This window comes from Micromonospora sp. NPDC051227 (assembly GCF_044455385.1).
In the GTDB taxonomy this organism is placed as follows: Bacteria; Actinomycetota; Actinomycetes; order Mycobacteriales; family Micromonosporaceae; genus Micromonospora.
In genome coordinates, this window is sequence record NZ_JBITET010000014.1 from 19,445 (window position 1) to 37,691 (window position 18,247).

Here is an 18,247-nt window from a genome sequence, read left to right on the forward strand (position 1 = left end):
GCAACCGGCGGTGCCGCAGCCCTCGCACCGCCCGGTACGCGTCATCCCACCACGCCGCAGGGCCGAGCGCAATAGGCCTTCCTCGATGCATGAGAAGACCCGCCGGTCGCGGCTGGACGCCATATCCTGCGTACGGGGAGCGGGAACGGAGAGGCGGCAGCCGGTGCCGGACGTGTTCGACGAGGTGCACCGCCGGTGCCGCGACGGCGAGCCGATCGCGCTGGCCACCGTGGTGGCAACCTGGCACTCCGCCCCGCAGCCACCCGGTACCGCCATGGCGGTCGCGACCGACGGCACGGTCATCGGCAGCGTCTCCGGCGGCTGCGTCGAGGCGGATCTCTACGAACGGGCCCGCCGTGTGCTCGACACCGGCCAACCCGAGCTGTGCCGCTACGGGATCAGCGACGACGACGCGTACACCGTGGGCCTGACCTGCGGCGGCATCCTCGACGTGTTCGTGGAGCGCGTCGATGCGAGCGCCCTGCCGGCGCTGGACGCGGTCGTCGCCGCCCGCCGCAGCGGCCACCCGGCGGCGATCGTCACCTGCGTGGCCGCCGACGTCAACCACGATCCACCCGCCGACGCCGGCAGTTCTCCCAGCACCGGACCGACCGACCCGGCCCGGCGGCTTGGCCGGCGGCTGGTGCTGACCGGCCAGCGGTCCGTCGGCTCGCTCGGCGACGACCGGCTCGACGACGCCGCCAGCGCCGACGCCCTCGGGCTGCTCGCCGCCGGGCGCAGCGGAATGCTCCGGTACGGGTACCACGGGCAGCGCCGAGGCAGCGGCATCAGCCTCTTCGTGACGGCGTACGCCACCCCGCCCCGGATGATCGTCTTCGGGGCGATCGACTTCGCCGCCGCGGTGGCCCGGATCGGCGCGTTCCTCGGCTACCGGGTCACCGTCTGCGACGCCCGGCCGGTCTTCGCCACCGCGCGGCGCTTCCCCGAGGCGGACGAGGTGGTGGTGCAGTGGCCGCACCGTTACCTGCGTACCGAATTGGCTGCCGATCGGCTCGACGAGCGGACGGTGCTGTGCGTGCTCACCCACGACCCCAGGTTCGACGTGCCGTTGCTGGAACTGGCGCTGCGCCACCCGCTGGCGTACGTCGGCGCGATGGGCTCACGACGCACCCACGATGAGCGACACAAGCTGCTGAGCGAGGCGGGGCTCAGCCCGGCGCAGCTCGCCCGGCTCGCCTCCCCGATCGGGTTGGACCTCGGTGGTCGTACCCCCGAGGAGACCGCCGTGAGTGTGGCCGCGCAGATCGTCGCGGCCCGGTGGGGCGGCACCGGTCGCCCCCTCGCGGTACTCGACGGGCCGATCCACCAGCCGGGGTAGCGCGCCGTGGCCTTCGGCGCCCATCGGGCCGTGCGCTGTGCCAGCCTGGTGCCACGGAGATCGGCTCGGCGATCGGCGGCCGGTGGCGACGACGAGAGGATCGGCATGGGATACGCGGTGGTGCTCGGTGAAGCGCTCGTCGACCTGCTCGACAGCGAGCTCGACGGGGAACGGGTCTATCGGCAGGCCATCGGCGGCGGGCCACTGAACGTAGCGGTCGGGGTGGCCCGACTCGGCGGTGCGGCACAGTTCGTCGGCTCGCTGGGTGACGACGCGCTGGGCGGCCGGATCCGCGCCTTCCTCACCGCTGCCGACGTCGGGGTGGCCGGTGCGATCACGGTCCCGGCGCCGACCACGCTCGCGGTGGTCACGTACGCGGGGCCGGAGCCGGACTTCCGTTTCTACGGCGAGCCGGCCTCTTACGGACTGCTCGGCCCCGACGATCTGGACCTGGCGCTGCTGGAGGGCGCCGACGTGCTCTACTGCGGCTCGATCGTGCTGCTCCGGCCCGACACGCTGGCCGCCGCCCGCCGGGCCTGGGGGCTCGCCGCCGGTCTGCGGGTCTTCGACCCGAACGTACGTCCCCGGCTGCTGAACGGGCCGGCCGCGCTGGAAGGGCTGCGCGAAGTGGTGGCCGAGTTCGCCGCCGGGGCGCACCTGGTCAAGCTGAGCGCCGCCGATGCGGTGCTGCTCTATCCCGGCGAGCCGGTCGAGGGGGTGGCGGCGTACCTGCGTGAATTGGGGGCGGCCACTGTTGTGGTGACGCTCGGCGCGGCCGGTGCGGTGCTGGCCGCCGCCGACGCCGACCCGGTCCGGGTGCCCGCGCCCACTGTCAACGCGATCGACGCCACCGGCGCTGGTGACTCCGTGATGGCCGCGCTGATCGCCGACCTGCTCGTCGACGGCGAACCGGAGAGCCCGTCCGGCTGGACCGACCGGGTCGCGTTCGCGCTGCGGGTTGCCGGCCTGGTCTGCGAATCCCCGGGCGGCGCCACCGCCATGCCCACCCGCACCGACGTCCAAAACCGCTTCCACACCTAACCCCAGCGACCCCGCCCCCGCCGATCTTGCACTTTCGGTCGACGTTTGGTCCGCTTTGCTCGGCTTTGGCCCCACATAAAGTGCAAGATCGCGGCAGCGGCAGGGGCAGCGGCAGGGGCAGGGGCAGGGGCAGGGGCAGGGGCGGGTCGGGGGGCGAGGCCGGGGGTCGAGTGTGGGTTGACCTGCGGTTTTGTGAGCGTTGACATCGACGACATCCAATGTGATTGTGGGCGTCGTCGGGGAGGCTCTGATGCGGGTGGTTCTGGTACCTCTGGCGTTCCGCCGCGTCGCGGCCCTGCTGGTCATGCTGCTCGTGGCTGCCGGGATGGTCGTCGCCGACCCGCCGGAGCGGGCGGTGGCGTGGGACAACGGGGTGGCCGACACCCCGCCGATGGGCTGGAACAGCTACGACTCGTTCAACTGGAGCGTTACCGAGGCCGACGTCCGGGCCAACGCCGACTACATGGGCGCCAACCTACGGCAGTTCGGCTGGCAGTACGTGGTGATCGACTGGGCCTGGTACTACCCCGGTCGGCACAACAACAGCCCCAACCAGGACGCGAACCTGCAACCCCGGCTCCGGATGGACGCCAACGGGCGGCTGCTGCCGGACACCACCCGGTTCCCCTCCGCCGCAGGTGAGAACGGGTTCAAGCCGCTGGCCGACTACGTCCACGGGCAGGGGCTGAAGTTCGGCGTCCACCTGATGCGCGGCATCCCCCGGCAGGCGGTCGCCGACAACGTCCCGATCCTCGGCACCACCTGCCGTGCCAACCAGATCAACAACACCACCACCGCGGCCTGGCTCAACCTGATGTGGGGCCTGAACATGTCCAACCCCTGCGCTCAGACCTACCTGGACTCGACGTTCCAGTTGCTGGCGTCCTGGGGGGTGGACTACGTGAAGGTGGACGACATCGCAGCCCCGACGTACCGGCAGTCGGAGGTTGAGGGATACCGACTGGCCATCCAGCGCAGCGGTCGCCCGATGGTGCTGAGCCTGTCACCCGGCCCGACCTCGCTGGCCAGCGGCGCACACGTCCAGGCCAACGCCCACATGTGGCGGATCGTCAACGATCTCTGGGACAACTGGTCGTCAGTGGACGCGCTCTTCGACCAACTGCGCAACTGGACCCCGTACCGCACCACCGGCGCCTGGCCCGACGCCGACATGATCCCGATCGGTCGGCTCTCCAAGTACGGGCCGGTCGGGTCGCCGCGATACTCCAACCTGACCTCCGACGAGCAGCGCACCCTGATGTCGCTCTGGGCGATCAACCGGGCGCCGCTGATGTGGGGCGGCAACCTGGTCGAGAACCGCGCCGCGGAGTTGGCGTTGATGACCAACGCGGCGGTCCTGGGGGTCAACCAGAACAGCACGAACAACCGTCAGCTCTACGGCGGCAGCCGGCAGGTGTGGACCGCCGACGTGCCGGGCGGCAACGACCGGTACGTGGCCCTGTTCAACAGGGACAGCAGCGCGTGGCAGGTGTCGGTGAACCTCGCCGACCTCGGCATCGGGTCGGCCGCCGTGACCGACCTGTGGTCCGGCGCGGCCCTCGGCACGGTGACCGGCACCCTCACCCGGTCGCTCCCGGCCCACGGGGCCGGGCTGTACCGGCTGGCCCCGGACACCACAGTGCCGGTGCCGACCACGTACACCCTCACCGCCCGGCACAGCGGCAAGCTGCTGGACGTCTACAACAACGCGACCACCGACGGCGCCGAGCTGGTGCAGTGGGCCGCGAACGGTCAGCCCAACCAGCGGTGGCGCTTCCAGGACGCGGGCGGGGGTTACCAGACGGTGGTCAGCGTGCACAGCGGCAAGTGCCTCGACGTGTACGGCGGCGCGACCGCGACCGCCGACGGGGTCCGCGTGATCCAGTGGAGCTGCAACGGCGGCACGAACCAGCAGTGGCGCGTACAGGATGTTGGCTCGGGGTACGTGCAGCTCGTCGCCCGGCACAGCGGCAAGTGCCTGGAGGTGCTCAACGCCGCCACCACCGACGGTGCCCGCGTCGTGCAGTGGACGTGTGGCACCGGCGCCAACCAGCAGTGGCGACGCACCTCGGTGTAGGCGGGTCAGGCGTCGCCGTTCAGCTGGAGGTAGGCGCGGTGGGTGGCGACCAGGGCGGGGCGGGCGCCGAAGGGGGCCTCGGCGGCCACCCGCTCCGGCGGGGCGCTGCCGGTGTGCGCGGCCCGGATCAGCCAGGCCAGCTTCGCCAGCTCCGCGTGCTGGGCCCGGACGAAGTCGACGTCCACCGGGTCGCCGTGGCCCGGGATCACCAGCGTGCGCGCGGTGGTCAGTCGCAGCAGATCCGCGACCGCGTCCGGCCACTGCAACGGGTACGAGTCCTCGAAGGCGGGCGGGCCGCTCTGCTCCACCAGGTCCCCGGCCACCAACACGTCGGCGTCCGGCACGTGCACCACCAGGTCGGCCTCGGTGTGCCCCCGCCCGGGGTGGCGCAGCAGCACCCGTCGACCGCCCAGGTCGAGGACCGTCTCGACGTGCACGGTGTGCGTGGGGGCGAGCAGCGGGGTGTCGGCCAGCTCGGCGGCGAGCGCCGGGTGCTCCGTGCGCAACTCCTCGTACGCCTCCCGGCGCAGCCGCTCCGGCTCCTCGCGGAGGGCGGTGGCGGCCAGTTCGTGCGCGTACACCGGGCGGGGTGGGTCGCCGGCCAGGACGGCGTTGCCGAAGCAGTGGTCGTAGTGGTGGTGGGTGTTGACCAGCGTCAACGGACGGTCGGTGACCGCCCGGACGGCCGCGGCCAGCTCGGTGGCCTGGGCGGCCGAGGAGAGCGTGTCCACCAGTAGCGCCTCGTCGGCGCCGACGACCAGTGTGACGTTGACCCGCAGCAGCGGCTCGGCCAGGACGTACATCCGGTCGGCGACCTCGACGAAGCCGGCGTTCACGAGGCCCGTCCGGCGCGCTCGACGAAGCGTCCCCGGTCGACCAGGATCCGGTCCACCCGGCCCCGGGCCACCGTCTGGTCACCGTCGCTGACGGTGACCTCGAACGACAGCCGGCGACCGTCGACGGTCGCCAGCAGCGCCTGAGCGCGGACCGTCCGGCCGACCACTGTCGGCGCCAGGTGCTCCAACTCGACCCGGGTGCCCACTGTCGTCGACCCGGGCGGCATCCCGGTCGCCGTCGCCGCGACGGTGGCCGCCTCGGCAAGCGCCAGCACCCGGGGAGTGCCCAGCACCGGTACGTCCCCGGAACCGACCGCCTGGGCGGTGTCCGCGTCGGTGACGGTCAACTCGACCTGGGCGGTCAGACCCGGCGCGAAGGCCGGCTCGGGCTGCTCCTGCATGGTCGTCAGCCTAGGTGCTCGCTGGACGCGTCGAGCACGCGCCCGACGATCCGGGCGCGGCCATCCCCGACGGCCAACGGGTGGTCCCCGTCGGTCGATGCCGTCCCCGTCGTTAACCTTGACCCCGATGGCCGTCGTGACTGACCCCCAGCCCCCCGCCCGGACCGACCCGCCCGCGTCCCCGGACGGGGGTCGTCGGCGCGTCGTCGCCATGACCGTCTGGGCGGTCGCCTTCGTCGCCGCGTGGCTGGCCATCGGCCTGCCCACCGACCCGGCGTACGCCTTCGTCTGGATCTGGCTGGCGACGATCGCCTGGAACAGCGAGCGACCGTGGCGCAGCCACCTGCGCTTCGCCCGGGACTGGGTGCCGGTGGTGCTGCTGTTCGTGATCTACAACCTCTCGCGCGGGTTCGCCGACAACGGGGCCACGCCGCACGCGATGGAGCTGATCGTCGCCGACCGGTTCATGTTCGGCTGGGCCACCGGTGGTGAGGTGCCCACCGTCTGGTTGCAGCAGCACCTCTACCACCCGCAGGTGCACTGGTGGGATGTCGCGGCAAGCTGGGTGTACTTCTCCCACTTCGTGGTGGCGCTGGCCGCCGCCGCGGTGCTCTGGCTGCGCGACCGGCACCGCTGGGCCGCGTACATGAGGCGCTGGGGTTTCCTCTGCGCGGCCGGCCTGGTCACCTACTTCATCTACCCGGCCGCCCCGCCCTGGTGGGCGGCGCAGAACGGCCTGCTCACCGAGGTCGCCCGGATCTCGACGCGGGGTTGGAAGGCGTTCGGCATGCACGGCGCCGGAAACGTCCTCAACGCCGGTCAGATCGCCTCCAACCCGGTCGCCGCGATGCCGTCGCTGCACACCGCGTGGGCGTTGTTCGTGGTGCTGTTCTTCCTGACCGCCACCCGTCGTCGCTGGTGGCCGCTGCTGCTCGCGTACCCGCTGGCGATGACCTTCACCCTGGTCTACTCAGGTGAGCACTACGTGATCGACGTGCTGGTCGGCTGGGCGTACGTGGGGCTGACCTTCCTGGTGGTCGGCTTGGCGGAGCGCGGCTGGGCGGCGTGGCGCGCCCGCCACCCGAGCGCCAAGGCGGCACCGCCCACGGAGCAGCCCACCGACCCCACGACCAATCAGCCGGAACCCCCGACCCCCCGCGAACCAGACACCACCACCAACCCCTCCTCAGTCCCCGCCGACCACTAACCCCACCCCGGCCCCCAGCCCCGGTCCTGCTCGGTTGATCATGAAGTTATTTGCCTTCCCGCACGGCGGCGTGTCGGGGCAATAGCGTCATGATCAACTAGCGAGGCGGGGCGAGGATGTGGGGGAGGGTCAGGGTTGGGTGCGGGCGGTCTGGGCTCTTGTGGTCAGGTCGGCGGCCAGGGCCCAGGCCTCGGCCAGGTCGCGGTCCTGAGCGGTGGCGCCGGAACCGCCCGCGGTGTCCGCGTGGACGGTGGCCAACCCGAGACGGCGCTGGATGGGCCCCTGGACCACTCGCACGCTCTGGATCCGGGCGTACGGCACGATCACCAACTGCCGGGTGAGCCGCCCGGACCGGGTGGCGAACACCCGCTCGAACAGCCCCGCGCCGAACGCGGCACGGCCCAGCGGGTGCAGCCAACGGGTCCGGCGCGGAGGTGGGCTCAACGTGAGCGTGTCGAGGCGTACCCCGGGAAGCACCTCGGCGACGATCATCGTCGCCGTCGGCAGGTCCCCGACCGGCAGCAGCCGGTCGGGCCGGTTGCGGTCGTCGGCCTCCGCGACGGAGTAACCGGCCACCTCCAGCCGCAGCCGCAGCCAGCCCTTCATCCGCCACAGCAACGGCCAGGTGGCCCGCACGGTCTGCACCCGCTCCAGCGGCACGGTCTGCGCCCGCGTCTCCAGCAGGCCGTTGTGCACCCGCAGCGTGCCGCAGTCGCGGGCCAGCCGGAAGTTCCAGTCGTCGAGGACCCGGCGGATCGGTTGCAGCAGCACACCCGCCATCGCGGTCAGGGTGCTCGCCACCGCGACGAACGACCACGAACCGGCGGTGAGGAACTGCACCACGACGAAGGCCACACCGAACGGAAGCAGGAACGCCTGCGGAGTGAGCAGTTGGCTGATCAGCAGGTTCTGGTTGCGTACCGCGTGCAGTGGCCGGCCCGGCACGGCCGCCGGTGGCGCCGTCGCACCCGGGGCCGCCGGGGCCGCCGGGTCGCCGGGCGCGGGCTGCTGCGCCACCCGCCCGGCCAGCGCCAGCAGACGCTCGCGCAGCACTGCCGCGTCGGCCACCCCGAGGTACGCCAGTGGCGCCTCGGTCTTGCCTCCGCCGACCACTTCCAGGCGCAGCTCGGCCAGGCCGGTGAGCTGGGCGAGCAGCGGCCGGACCACCTCCACGGCCTGCAACCGTTCCAACGGGATGGCCCGGGTACGCCGCCAGAGCAGCCCCTCGTACACCCGCAGTTCCCGGCCGACGACGTGGTAGCCGGTGTTGTACCAACTGACCACCGACAGCACTGTCGCGCCGAGCGCCAGCACCGCCACCATGGCGGCGAACCAGCCGAAGCCCACCCGGGACAGCGTCGACCAGGACAGCCCGGCGATCACCACGACCAGGGACTTGGCGCCGTGCAGCACCGGGCTGAGCGGGTGCAGTCGCTGCCGGGGTTCGCCCTCGCCGCCGACCGGTGGTGCCGGCCACGGCGCGGGCGTTCCGGGCGGCGCCGGCCCATCGGGTGCCGCGCCAGTCGGCACCGGCCCAGGCGGCGCCGCGCCAGCGGGTGCCGAGCCACCGGGCAGCACCGGTCCCGGTGGTGTCGGGCCGGTGGGTGGCACGGTGCTCGGCTCGGCGGGCCTGTCGCTCATCGGAGCGGCCCTCGGCGCGGTCGGCGGCTGCCCGCGCGGGTGCTCACAGCCCCTCCGCCCGGTCCTCGCCGAGCGCGGTGAGTCGATCGCGCAGCCGGGACGCCTCCGCCGGGCGCAGCCCGGGCACCCGGGCGTCGCTCGCGGCCGCCGCGGTGTGCAGCTGCACGGTGGCCAGGTCGAAGGCGCGCTCCAACGGCCCGGCGCTCACGTCGACGAACTGCATCCGCGAGTACGGCACGATGGAGAGCCGGCGGACCAGCAGGCCGTGCCGGACCAGCAGGTCGTTCTCCCGCTCGGCGTACCCCCAGGCCCGAACCGCGCGGACGATCGCGACGGCCCGCCACGCGCCGAGCACCAGCACGACGGCCACGGCGAGCCCGAACAACCAGTGACCGCTGAACGCCCAGCCGACCCCGGTCACCGCCAGCCCGATGGCGACCACGATCGCCAGCCGGATCAGCTCCACCCAGATCAGGTCTGTGGAGATCGGCTGCCAGTTGACAGTGTCCGGCCAGGGCTCCAGCGGACCCCGACCACCCGGCGCAGCCGTCAGCAGAGCGCCGGGCTCGGGCGGCAAAAGGCCGGGGGGTGGCAGGTCGGGCGCCCGCTGGTCGACGGCGGGTGCCGGCCGGTGACCGGGCGGCAGCGCGCCCGGTGGCAGTGGCGCGGGCGTCGAGACATCCGGCGCGGTGGGCTCCGGGCCGAGCGTGCCGGGTGCCGGGAACGCGCCGGGCGGCGGATCGACGCCGGGTGGTGCGGTGGCCGGGGTGGGCGGCCAGGACGGGGAGGTGGGGCCGGGGGAAGCCGAAGGGTCGCCGCTCACAGGTCGAGCGTAGGCGATCCGGGCACCGGAGTGACGGCACGCAGGAAGCCTCGAGCGTCGAGGAAGTCACCGAGGCTGCGCCGGTGCTGGGCGCAGGCCAACCAGGTCTTGCGCCGATCGGCGTCGTGCAGACGGGGATTGTTCCACTCCAGCGCCCAGATGGCGGCGGACCGGCAGCCCCGGGCCGAACAGACCAGGGCCTCGTCGGCGGGGGAGGGGATGCTCATCCCGGCCAGTCTAAGGCGGCGGGACGGGGAGGTTGAGCGCCGGGCGACCACGGGGGGAGCCGCCCGGCGACGGGGTGAATCGTACACGCGACGGGCCGGTCCGTGCACACCCAAGATGCGCGATTCGGCTGCTGGGGACGGCGCGGCCAAAATCGGCTTCTCCCCACCTCCACACTCAGCAAGGCGTGCGAGTCTTGATACCGCACGAGCCGCGACGACCGACAAACGCTGTGGAGGACCGGTGGCCCAGCCGACCATGCCCGACGCCCCGACGCCGAACGGAGCGGCACCCGCGCCGGTGACCACACCGGCGCAGGACGCCACCCTGCTGGAGAAGGGCCTGTTCGAGATCAAACGTGTGATCGTCGGGCAGGACCGGATGGTGGAGCGGATGTTCGTCGCGCTGCTCGCCCGCGGCCACTGCCTGCTCGAAGGCGTGCCCGGGGTGGCCAAGACCCTGGCGGTGGAAACCCTCGCCAAGGTCGTCGGTGGGTCCTTCGCCCGGGTGCAGTTCACCCCGGACCTGGTGCCCGCCGACATCATGGGCACCCGGATCTACCGGCAGTCCAGTGAGAAGTTCGACGTCGAGCTCGGGCCGGTCTTCGTCAACTTCCTGCTCGCCGACGAGATCAACCGGGCGCCGGCGAAGGTGCAGTCCGCGCTGCTGGAGGTCATGAGCGAGCGGCAGGTGTCCATCGGTGGGGAGAGCCACCGGGTGCCCGACCCGTTCCTGGTGATGGCCACCCAGAACCCGATCGAGCAGGAGGGCGTCTACCCGCTGCCCGAGGCGCAGCGGGACCGGTTCCTCATGAAGATCGTGGTGGGCTACCCGACCGACGCGGAGGAACGGGAGATCGTCTACCGGATGGGCGTGGCCGCGCCCGAGCCGACCGCGGTGTTCGACACCCCGGAGCTGATCGCCCTGCAACGCAAGGCGGACCAGGTCTTCGTCCACAACGCCCTGGTCGACTACGCGGTCCGGTTGGTGCTGGCCACCCGGGCCCCGGCAGAACACGGCATGCCCGACGTCGCGCAACTGATCCAGTACGGGGCCAGCCCGCGCGCCTCGCTGGGTCTGGTCCGGGCCACCCGCGCCCTGGCGTTGCTGCGCGGGCGTGACTACGCGCTGCCGCAGGACGTGCAGGACATCGCGCCGGACATCCTGCGGCACCGGTTGGTGCTCAGCTACGACGCGCTCGCCGACGACGTGCCCGCCGACCACATCGTGCAGCGGGTGATGTCGACGATCCCGCTCCCGGCGGTCGCTCCCCGGCAGCAGGCCACCCCGCCGTCGATCGCGCCGCCGCCGGGCGCTGGCTGGCCCGGGCAGCGCCCGTGACCTCACCCACCCCTCGTCCGGCCCCCCTCGCCGACCGTAGCGAGGCCGTGCTGTCCCGGCTTCAGCTGCTCGTCACCCGCAAGCTCGACGGTCTGCTCCAGGGCGACTACGCCGGCCTGCTGCCCGGACCGGGCAGTGAGGCGGGTGAGTCCCGGGAGTACCGCCCCGGTGACGACGTGCGCCGGATGGACTGGCCGGTCACGGCCCGGACCACCACACCGCACGTGCGGCGTACGGTCGCCGACAGGGAGCTGGAGACCTGGCTCGCGCTGGATCTCTCCGCCAGCCTGGACTTCGGGACCGGGCAGTGGCTCAAACGGGAGGTCGTGGTGGCCGCCGCGGCCGCCATCACCCACCTGACAGTGCGCGGAGGTAACCGGATCGGCGCCGTGATCGGCACCGGCGGCGGGGTGTCCGCCCCGGCCCGACGCTGGCGGGGCGGACCACCGCCGGCCGGCCCCGGGGTGCTCACCCGGCTGCCGGCCCGCTCCGGACGGAAGGAGGCGCAGGGCCTGCTGCGTGCCGTCGCCGGCACCGCCATCCAGCCCGGCCGTGGTGATCTGGGCGCCCTGATCGAGATGCTCAACCGTCCGCCCCGCCGTCGCGGGGTGGCCGTGGTGGTCTCGGACTTCCTCGCGCCGGCCGAGCAGTGGGCGCGGCCGATGCGCAAGCTGCGCGTCCGCCACGACGTGCTGGCGATCGAAGTGGTCGACCCGCGTGAGCTGGAGCTGCCCGACGTGGGCGTGTTGCCGGTGGTCGACCCGGAGAGCGGCGAGCTGCACGAGGTGCAGACCGCCGACCCACGGCTGCGGCAGCGTTACGCCGAGGCCGCCACCGCCCAACGGGCCACGATCGCCGCCGCCCTGCGCGGCGCCGGCGCGGCCCACCTGCGTCTGCGTACCGACCGAGACTGGCTGCTGGACATGGTGCGATTCGTGGCCGCGCAGCGGCACGCGCGTACCCGGGGGACGACACGATGATCCGTTTTCTGCAACCGTGGTGGCTGCTGGCCGTGCTGCCGGTCTTCGCCCTCGCCGCGTTCTACGTCTGGCGGCAGTTGCACCGTCGGGCGTACGCGATGCGGTTCACCAACGTGGACCTGCTGCGTACTGTCGCGCCGAAGGGCCTGGGCTGGCGTCGGCACGTCCCGGCGACCGCGTTCCTGCTCTGCCTGCTGGTGCTGGCCACCGCGCTGGCCCGTCCCGCTGTGGACACCAAGGAACCGCTGGAGCGGGCCACCGTGATGCTCGCCATCGACGTGTCGTTGTCGATGCAGGCCGACGACGTGGCACCGAACCGGCTGGAGGCGGCCCAGGAGGCGGCCAAGCAGTTCGTCAGTGAGCTGCCGGAGAGCTACAACCTGGGTCTCGTGTCGTTCGCCAAGGCGGCCAACGTGCTGGTGCCGCCGGGCAAGGACCGGGACGCGGTGACCAGCGCCATCGACGGGCTGGTGCTGGCCGAGGCGACCGCGACCGGCGAGGCGGTGTTCACCTGCCTGGAGGCGATCCGGTCGGTGCCGACCGATGGCGCGGCGGGCATTCCGCCGGCCCGGATCGTGCTGCTCTCCGACGGCTTCCGGACCTCCGGTCGGGCGGTGGAGGAGGCGGCGGCGGCCGCGCAGGCCGCCAACGTTCCGGTCTCCACCATCGCCTTCGGCACCGACACCGGCCAGGTCGACATCGGCGGGCAGTTGCAGCGGGTGCCGGTGGACCGGATGGCCCTCGCCGAGCTGGCCGAGACCACCGAGGGTTACTTCTACGAGGCGGCCTCGGTGAGCGAGCTGAAGCAGGTCTATCAGGACATGGGCAGCTCGATCGGGTTCCGCACCGAGCCGCGTGAGGTGACCCAGTGGTACGCCGGGGTGGCGTTGCTGCTGGCGCTCTGCGCGGGCGCGTTCAGTCTGCTCTGGTCGTCCCGGATGCTGTAGCCGGTGCGCCGGCGGCGGTCAGCGACCGCCGCCGGCACCAGCACGGGGCAGCGCCAGCCGCCGCCGATCCGGAGCGGTCAGTGACCGCCACCGGCGAGCACGAAGACGATGGCCACCCAGACGGCGGCGAGGGTGAAGCCCAGCGGGGCGACGTAGCGGCTCATGGACGGCTCCGGGTGGCGGCTGGACGGTCCGCGTGCGGGGGCGGACCGCAGGGGGTGGGGACGCGCACACGAAGTCGTGACCGGGCGGCTCCCGGCGACCGCCCGGGATGGGGCGGCGCGGCACACTCACCTCGGCAGTTGCCGACGTGGTGGGGAGCGGAGCGGGGTCAGCTCACCAGACTGAGTCGTGGCTCAGCGGGACTGACCATCGGCCCGGCCACGACTGGGAGGATCGCTATCTCGCACAGCGATCACCTCCTGCAAGTCGGGCGGGCCGGAACGTCGATGATCGTACACCTGCGGTGCCGGCGGAACGCACTCGGCCGACCGGCCGGCGACCCCTCCACCGCCCGGTTGGCGACGCCGGTCGCCACCAGCGCTTACGCCTCGCCGAAACGACTTCGGCTGCCCGACCCGCACCACCGTGACCAGCACCACGGCGAGCAACGGCAGCCAGCAGCAGCGTGCCAGCACCCACCCCGGGCCGTCCGGGGCGGTGTGCAGACCGGGCAGCGCCAGCCCGCTGCGGGCGGTGAGCGCGGTCACTGCCACCAGTACCGGCTGGTGCCACAGGTAGATCCGGACGGCGGACCGGTTCACCTCGGTCACCGCTGCGCCCGGCAGCGGCCGGGTCAGCAGCCGGTACAGTGCCGGCCGGGCGAGCAGCCCCAGCCCGACCTGGGTCACCGCCAGCGCCACGACCAGCAGTGACGGCGGGTTCAGGTTGGACACCCCGGCCCCGGGAATGCCGACCGCGCTCACCGGGTAGCCCAGCGCCAGCAGCGCCGCCAGCGCGACCGCTCCACCGGCCGCCAACGTGCCGCCCGCCCGCCGGCCGTCCAGCCGCCCGTCGGCGTGCGCCACACCCAGCAGGTACGGCACCGACCAGGCCGCCAGCACGGTGACCGGGGGCAGGTCGGTGCCCGACGGCAGTAGCCGGACGGCCAGGTCGACCGCTGCCACCACGGCCACCGCCGGTGCCCCGCACCGCGCCACCCCCCACCGGCGTACGGCGACGCGCAGCGGGCCGGTCACCGTGACCAGGATCACCAGCGGTAGCAGGAACCACAACGGGCTGACCGCCAGCCGCAGCGCGACGGCGAGCGTGTCGTCCGAGGTGCCGACGACGGTGGCGGCCAGCAGCACGGCGGCACCCACACCGAGCAGCGCCACAGTGGGCAGCAGCAGCCGGCGCAGCCGACCGGCCAGCCAACCGCCCGCGCCGCGCGGACAGCGGGCCAGCGACCGGGTCGAGCCGAACCCGGCGGTGAAGAAGAACAACCCGAGCGTCTGCAATACCCAGGTCATCGGGGCCAGGTCGGGCAGGGCGGTCAGCGGGCTGGCCTGGTGCAGCCCGCCGTCGCCGGTCAACACCAACCCGGTGACCAGCCAGTGCCCCAGCACCACCCCGCCGATGGCGTACGCCCGCAGCGCGTCGACGGCACGGTCCCGGCTCACCGGGCGTCTCCGATCCGGTCGGCGTCGACGCCGCCCAGCACGACCGCCGCCACCGCGACCAGGGCGGCGCTGCCCGACGCGAGGTAACCGTCGTGCCCCGCCACCCCACCCACCGGCAGGGGTCGGGCACCGAACGCCGGGTCGCCGGGTCGCCGGCCGAAACCCAGACCGGGCAGGCGCACCGGCGGTACCCGACGGATCCAGTCGGTCGGCGCCTCGGCCGCCCAGAACCGCCGCCCGCCGGGCAGGTCGTCGGCGCGCTGCACCCCGGCGCCGACGCCGCCGAGGCTGACCACGTCGGTGACCTGGGTAGGGGCCTCCGCCGCCGCCAGCGACACCACCAGCGACCCGTAGCTGTGCCCGACCAGCGTGATCGTCGCCGCCGGACGCCGCCCGGCCAGCTCCCGCAGCAGCGTGGCCAGCCCGGCCGCGCCGCGCCGCGCGCTGACGCCACCGGCGGCGGTCAACACCCCGTCGGGCGGGTCGTAGCCGAGCCAGGCCAGCACCGCGACCCGTGCCGCCGGGTCGGTCGCCCGCAGCTCCCGGTAGAGCTGCCCGGCCTGCACCGCCGGCGCCCGCCGGGCGACCCCGCCCAACCCCCGGTCGAAGTCGGCGAGGGTGCTGCCGACCCCCGGCACCAGCACCGCGATCCGGTCCGCGTCGGCGAGGTCGCCGAACACCTCGACCGCGCGGCCGTCACCGCGCTCGTCGAACAGCAGGAACCGGCGTCCGTCGGCCGCCCAGTCCGCGTACGGAGGGCCGGCCGCGCGCATCGCCGCCGCCATCACGGGGTACGCCTCGACGAACCCCGTCGCCGTGGCCGGCTCGGGTCGGGTCGGCAGAACCAGGTTCACGCCGAGCAGCGCGGCCATCGCCACCCGGCTGGCACCTCGTCGTCGCATCACGTTCTCCCTCCGGAATGTCGTCCGGAGGGACAGTGCGCCCAGGGGCGGGGCCCGGTCGTCGTCCCGCAGAGCCGTTCCCGGGCTGGCTCCCCGGGGCTACTCGCCGGCGGCCACCAGACCCGTCTCGTACGCCAGCACCACGGCCTGGGCCCGGTCGCGCAGACCCAGCTTGGCCAGGATCCGCCCGACGTGCGTCTTCACGGTCTGCTCGGCCACCACCAGGTCACCCGCGATCTCCGCGTTGTTGCGGCCCCGGGCGATCAACCGCAGCACCTCGGTCTCGCGCGGGGTGAGCCCGGCCAGGTCGGTGGGGCGCGGGCGGCGGCGGTCCGGACGGGCCGCGAACTCGGCGATCAGCCGACGGGTGACCCCCGGGGCGAGCAGCGCGTCCCCGGCCGCCACCACCCGCACCGCCTGCACCAGATCGGCCGCCGGGGCGTCCTTGAGCAGGAACCCGCTGGCCCCGGCGCGCAGCGCCTCGTACACGTAGTCGTCCAGGTCGAAGGTGGTGAGGATGAGCACCCGGGGTCGCTGCGTCGACCGGTCACCAAGCAGCTTGCGGGTGGCCTCCAGCCCGTCCATGACCGGCATCCGCACGTCCATCAGCACCACGTCCGGGTCGAGGTGGCGGGCGGCGGCCACCGCCTGCGCGCCGTCGGCGGCGTCCCCCACGACCAGCAGATCCGGTTGGGCGGCCAGCAGCGCGCCGAAACCCTGCCGGACCATCGCCTGGTCGTCGGCGATCAGCACCCGGATCATCGGTCCCCGCCCTCCGCGTCGTACGGCAACTCGGCCGCCACCGCGTAACCCCCGTCGGGCAGCGGCCCGGCGGTGAACGTACCGCCCAGCGAGGTGGCCCGCTCCCGCATGCCGGTCAGTCCGTGCCCGGAGCCGCCGTCGGCGGTCGGTCGGACGTCGGCCGGGGAGTTTTCGACGCGTACCCCCAGGCCAGATGAAACGGCGCGGACGGTGACCCGCACCGCGGCGCCGGCCGCGTGGCGGGCCGCGTTGGCCAGGCCCTCCTGGACGATGCGGTACGCGGCCAGCCCGACCGGCGCGGGCACCCGGTCGTCGTCCACCGGCTCGGCGTCCAGGGTGACCGGCAGCCCGGCCCGGCGTGCCGCGTCCACCATCGCACCCAGGTCGGTGAGGTCCGGTTGCGGCGCGGTCTCCGGTCCGGTCGTCTCGCTGCGCAGCACCCCCAACAGTCGCCGCATGTCGGTGAGCGCGTCGCGGGCCGACGCGGCGATGGCGACGAACTCCGCGGCTGCCGGGGCCGGCACGTCCGTCAGGCGGTACGGGGCGGTCTCCGCCTGCACCGCGATCAGTGACATGTGGTGGGCCACCACGTCGTGCAGTTCCCGGGCGATGCGGGTGCGTTCCTCCAGCACCGCGCGGCGCTCCTGCTCCCGTTCGCTCAGCTCGGCCTGCGCCGCCAGCGCGTGCCGGGACAGTCGGTTGCGACGGATCAGGTCGCCGACGATCGCCAGCGCGCCGAGCAGCAGCAGGACGGGGACCCGGTTGTCGGGATGGACCAGGGTGAGCACCGGCACCGTGCTGATCGTCACCACCCAGACCAGCACCGGCCGGTCGACCCGTGCGACGACCACCGCCAGCACCGCGATCGACCCGAGTGCCAGCGGCGGGGTCCACGGCCAGGCCTGGTCGGCCGGGGCGTTGAACGTGCAGATCAGCAGGGCCAGTACCGTCAGCCGCCAGGCCAGCAGCGGACGCCGGGGCAGCGCCAGCAGCGGCGCCACTGTCATCGCCGCGAACAGGAGCGCGATCGGCGGCGGCAGGCCCCAGTCGCTCTCCACTGTCAACGTGATCAGGAAGAGGCCGAGCGCGGCGAGCAGGCCTACCGGCGCGGCGTAGCGGGCCGGCCCGGGCCAACGGGCCAGCAGCGGCCGTTCGGGCCGGGTGTCCGGGCCGAGCACTGTCTGCCGTAGGGCCCGCAGGGCCACCGCGATCGGATGCCGGTTCACCACCCGGAGGCTACGGGCCGACCCCGCAACGAGGCGTGCCACCAGGGGTTGATCCCGGTGTGGTACCCCAGTGTGACGCGACTCCCGTTAGCGCTTACCTGCCGGTAACGCCTAGGCTCCGACGCGTCCGTGCTGACCATTCGCAAGGGGGAACAGTGGCCCGTACCGTGCTGGTGACCGGGGGCAACCGGGGGATCGGCCTGGCCATCGCGCAGGCCTTCGCCAAGCAGGGCGACCGGGTGGCGGTCACCCACCGCAGCGGCGAGGCACCCGACGGGCTGTTCGGCGTACGCGCCGACGTCACCGACGCCGCCTCGATCGACGCCGCGTTCGCCGCCGTCGAGGCCGAGCTGGGTCCGGTCGAGGTGCTGGTAGCCAACGCCGGCATGACCGCCGACACGCTGCTGCTGCGGATGTCCGAGGAGCAGTTCACCGACGTGGTGGACACCAACCTCACCGGCGCGTTCCGGGTCGCGAAGCGGGCCTCCGGCAAGATGCTCCGCGCCAAGTGGGGCCGCATGATCTTCATCTCCTCGGTGGTCGGCCTCGCCGGCGGCGCCGGGCAGGTCAACTACGCCGCCAGCAAGGCCGGCCTCGTCGGCGTCGCCCGCTCGATCACCCGGGAGCTGGGCAGCCGCAACATCACCGCGAACGTGGTGGCGCCCGGCTTCATCGACACCGACATGACCGCCGGTCTCTCCGGCGACCGCAAGGCGGAGATCCTCAAGTCCATCCCGGCCGGCCGGATGGCCAGCCCGGACGAGGTCGCCGCCGTGGTCACCTGGCTGGCCTCCGACAGCGCCGGGTACGTCTCCGGCGCCGTCATCCCGGTCGACGGCGGCCTCGGCATGGGCCACTAACCCTTTTGACTACGGAG

General features: G+C 73.4%; 17 protein-coding genes. 8 read left to right on the plus strand and 9 right to left on the minus strand.

Translation table 11 applies throughout. From position 1 onward, the window contains the following. Positions 1 to 85: 85 nt before the first annotated feature. The 3 genes from ACIA47_RS27010 (at position 86) to ACIA47_RS27020 (ending at position 4,457) form a co-directional block, all read left to right on the plus strand. Positions 86 to 1,339 (plus strand): XdhC family protein, encoded by a 1,254-nt coding sequence (locus ACIA47_RS27010; protein ID WP_396711236.1) that lies wholly within the window; start codon positions 86 to 88, stop codon positions 1,337 to 1,339. 105 nt (positions 1,340 to 1,444) lie between these two features. Further along, positions 1,445 to 2,380, plus strand: coding sequence for a carbohydrate kinase (locus tag ACIA47_RS27015; protein WP_396711237.1), 936 nt, complete (start codon positions 1,445 to 1,447; stop codon positions 2,378 to 2,380). A gap of 250 nt (positions 2,381 to 2,630) precedes the next feature. Beyond that, positions 2,631 to 4,457 carry an alpha-galactosidase gene (locus tag ACIA47_RS27020; protein ID WP_396711238.1) on the plus strand — a complete coding sequence of 609 codons (1,827 nt, stop codon included), beginning with the start codon at positions 2,631 to 2,633 and terminating at the stop codon, positions 4,455 to 4,457. Between the two features lie 5 nt (positions 4,458 to 4,462). On the opposite strand, the gene ACIA47_RS27025 is transcribed toward ACIA47_RS27020, so the two are convergent. Together ACIA47_RS27025 and ACIA47_RS27030 are read right to left on the minus strand one after the other, a co-directional pair. Next, the gene (locus ACIA47_RS27025; RefSeq protein WP_396711239.1) at positions 4,463 to 5,293 is read right to left on the minus strand and encodes an MBL fold metallo-hydrolase; all 831 of its coding nucleotides are present in this window, start codon (positions 5,291 to 5,293) and stop codon (positions 4,463 to 4,465) included. Continuing rightward, a complete protein-coding gene (locus ACIA47_RS27030) occupies positions 5,290 to 5,694 on the minus strand; it encodes a thioesterase family protein (RefSeq protein ID WP_030488289.1) in 405 nt (134 codons plus the stop codon). Before ACIA47_RS27030 ends, ACIA47_RS27025 begins: the two co-directional genes overlap by 4 nt. 127 nt (positions 5,695 to 5,821) lie before the next feature. Here ACIA47_RS27030 and ACIA47_RS27035 point away from each other — a divergent pair, with 127 nt between their 5' ends. After that, a complete protein-coding gene (locus tag ACIA47_RS27035; RefSeq protein ID WP_396711240.1) occupies positions 5,822 to 6,901 on the plus strand; it encodes a phosphatase PAP2 family protein in 1,080 nt (359 codons plus the stop codon). Positions 6,902 to 7,030: 129 nt separating this feature from the next. On the opposite strand, the gene ACIA47_RS27040 is transcribed toward ACIA47_RS27035, so the two are convergent. The 3 genes from ACIA47_RS27040 to ACIA47_RS27050 form a co-directional block, all read right to left on the minus strand. Further along, positions 7,031 to 8,542, minus strand: a complete 1,512-nt coding sequence (locus tag ACIA47_RS27040; RefSeq protein WP_396711241.1) for a PH domain-containing protein — start codon at positions 8,540 to 8,542, stop codon at positions 7,031 to 7,033. A 43-nt stretch (positions 8,543 to 8,585) separates the two neighbouring features. Continuing rightward, positions 8,586 to 9,119, minus strand: a complete 534-nt coding sequence (locus ACIA47_RS27045; protein WP_238672716.1) for a PH domain-containing protein — start codon at positions 9,117 to 9,119, stop codon at positions 8,586 to 8,588. Positions 9,120 to 9,361: 242 nt separating this feature from the next. Further along, a complete protein-coding gene (locus ACIA47_RS27050; protein ID WP_203125796.1) occupies positions 9,362 to 9,592 on the minus strand; it encodes a hypothetical protein in 231 nt (76 codons plus the stop codon). A 241-nt stretch (positions 9,593 to 9,833) separates the two neighbouring features. On the opposite strand from ACIA47_RS27050, the gene ACIA47_RS27055 reads away from it, so the two are divergent. From ACIA47_RS27055 to ACIA47_RS27065, 3 genes are read left to right on the plus strand one after another with little or no spacing between them, the layout of a single operon-like run. After that, positions 9,834 to 10,931, plus strand: a complete 1,098-nt coding sequence (locus tag ACIA47_RS27055) for a MoxR family ATPase (RefSeq protein WP_196924350.1) — start codon at positions 9,834 to 9,836, stop codon at positions 10,929 to 10,931. Continuing rightward, a complete protein-coding gene (locus ACIA47_RS27060) occupies positions 10,910 to 11,911 on the plus strand; it encodes a DUF58 domain-containing protein (RefSeq protein ID WP_112603426.1) in 1,002 nt (333 codons plus the stop codon). The genes ACIA47_RS27055 and ACIA47_RS27060 overlap by 22 nt, the downstream gene beginning before the upstream one ends. After that, positions 11,908 to 12,858, plus strand: coding sequence for a VWA domain-containing protein (locus tag ACIA47_RS27065; protein WP_112619645.1), 951 nt, complete (start codon positions 11,908 to 11,910; stop codon positions 12,856 to 12,858). The genes ACIA47_RS27060 and ACIA47_RS27065 overlap by 4 nt, the downstream gene beginning before the upstream one ends. Before the next feature lie 356 nt (positions 12,859 to 13,214). Here ACIA47_RS27065 and ACIA47_RS27070 read toward each other — a convergent pair whose 3' ends face one another. The 4 genes from ACIA47_RS27070 to ACIA47_RS27085 form a co-directional block, all read right to left on the minus strand. Continuing rightward, positions 13,215 to 14,480 carry an acyltransferase gene (locus ACIA47_RS27070; protein ID WP_396711242.1) on the minus strand — a complete coding sequence of 422 codons (1,266 nt, stop codon included), beginning with the start codon at positions 14,478 to 14,480 and terminating at the stop codon, positions 13,215 to 13,217. Next, complete coding sequence (locus ACIA47_RS27075) at positions 14,477 to 15,382, minus strand: alpha/beta hydrolase (protein ID WP_396711243.1); 906 nt, start codon at positions 15,380 to 15,382, stop codon at positions 14,477 to 14,479. The genes ACIA47_RS27070 and ACIA47_RS27075 overlap by 4 nt, the downstream gene beginning before the upstream one ends. A gap of 99 nt (positions 15,383 to 15,481) precedes the next feature. Next, a complete protein-coding gene (locus tag ACIA47_RS27080) occupies positions 15,482 to 16,144 on the minus strand; it encodes a response regulator transcription factor (protein WP_091403852.1) in 663 nt (220 codons plus the stop codon). Next, complete coding sequence (locus ACIA47_RS27085; RefSeq protein WP_396711244.1) at positions 16,141 to 17,370, minus strand: sensor histidine kinase; 1,230 nt, start codon at positions 17,368 to 17,370, stop codon at positions 16,141 to 16,143. The genes ACIA47_RS27080 and ACIA47_RS27085 overlap by 4 nt, the downstream gene beginning before the upstream one ends. Before the next feature lie 155 nt (positions 17,371 to 17,525). Here ACIA47_RS27085 and fabG point away from each other — a divergent pair, with 155 nt between their 5' ends. Beyond that, on the plus strand, positions 17,526 to 18,230 hold the full coding sequence (fabG, locus tag ACIA47_RS27090) for a 3-oxoacyl-ACP reductase FabG (protein ID WP_091403857.1): 705 nt from the start codon (positions 17,526 to 17,528) through the stop codon (positions 18,228 to 18,230). Positions 18,231 to 18,247: the final 17 nt, after the last annotated feature.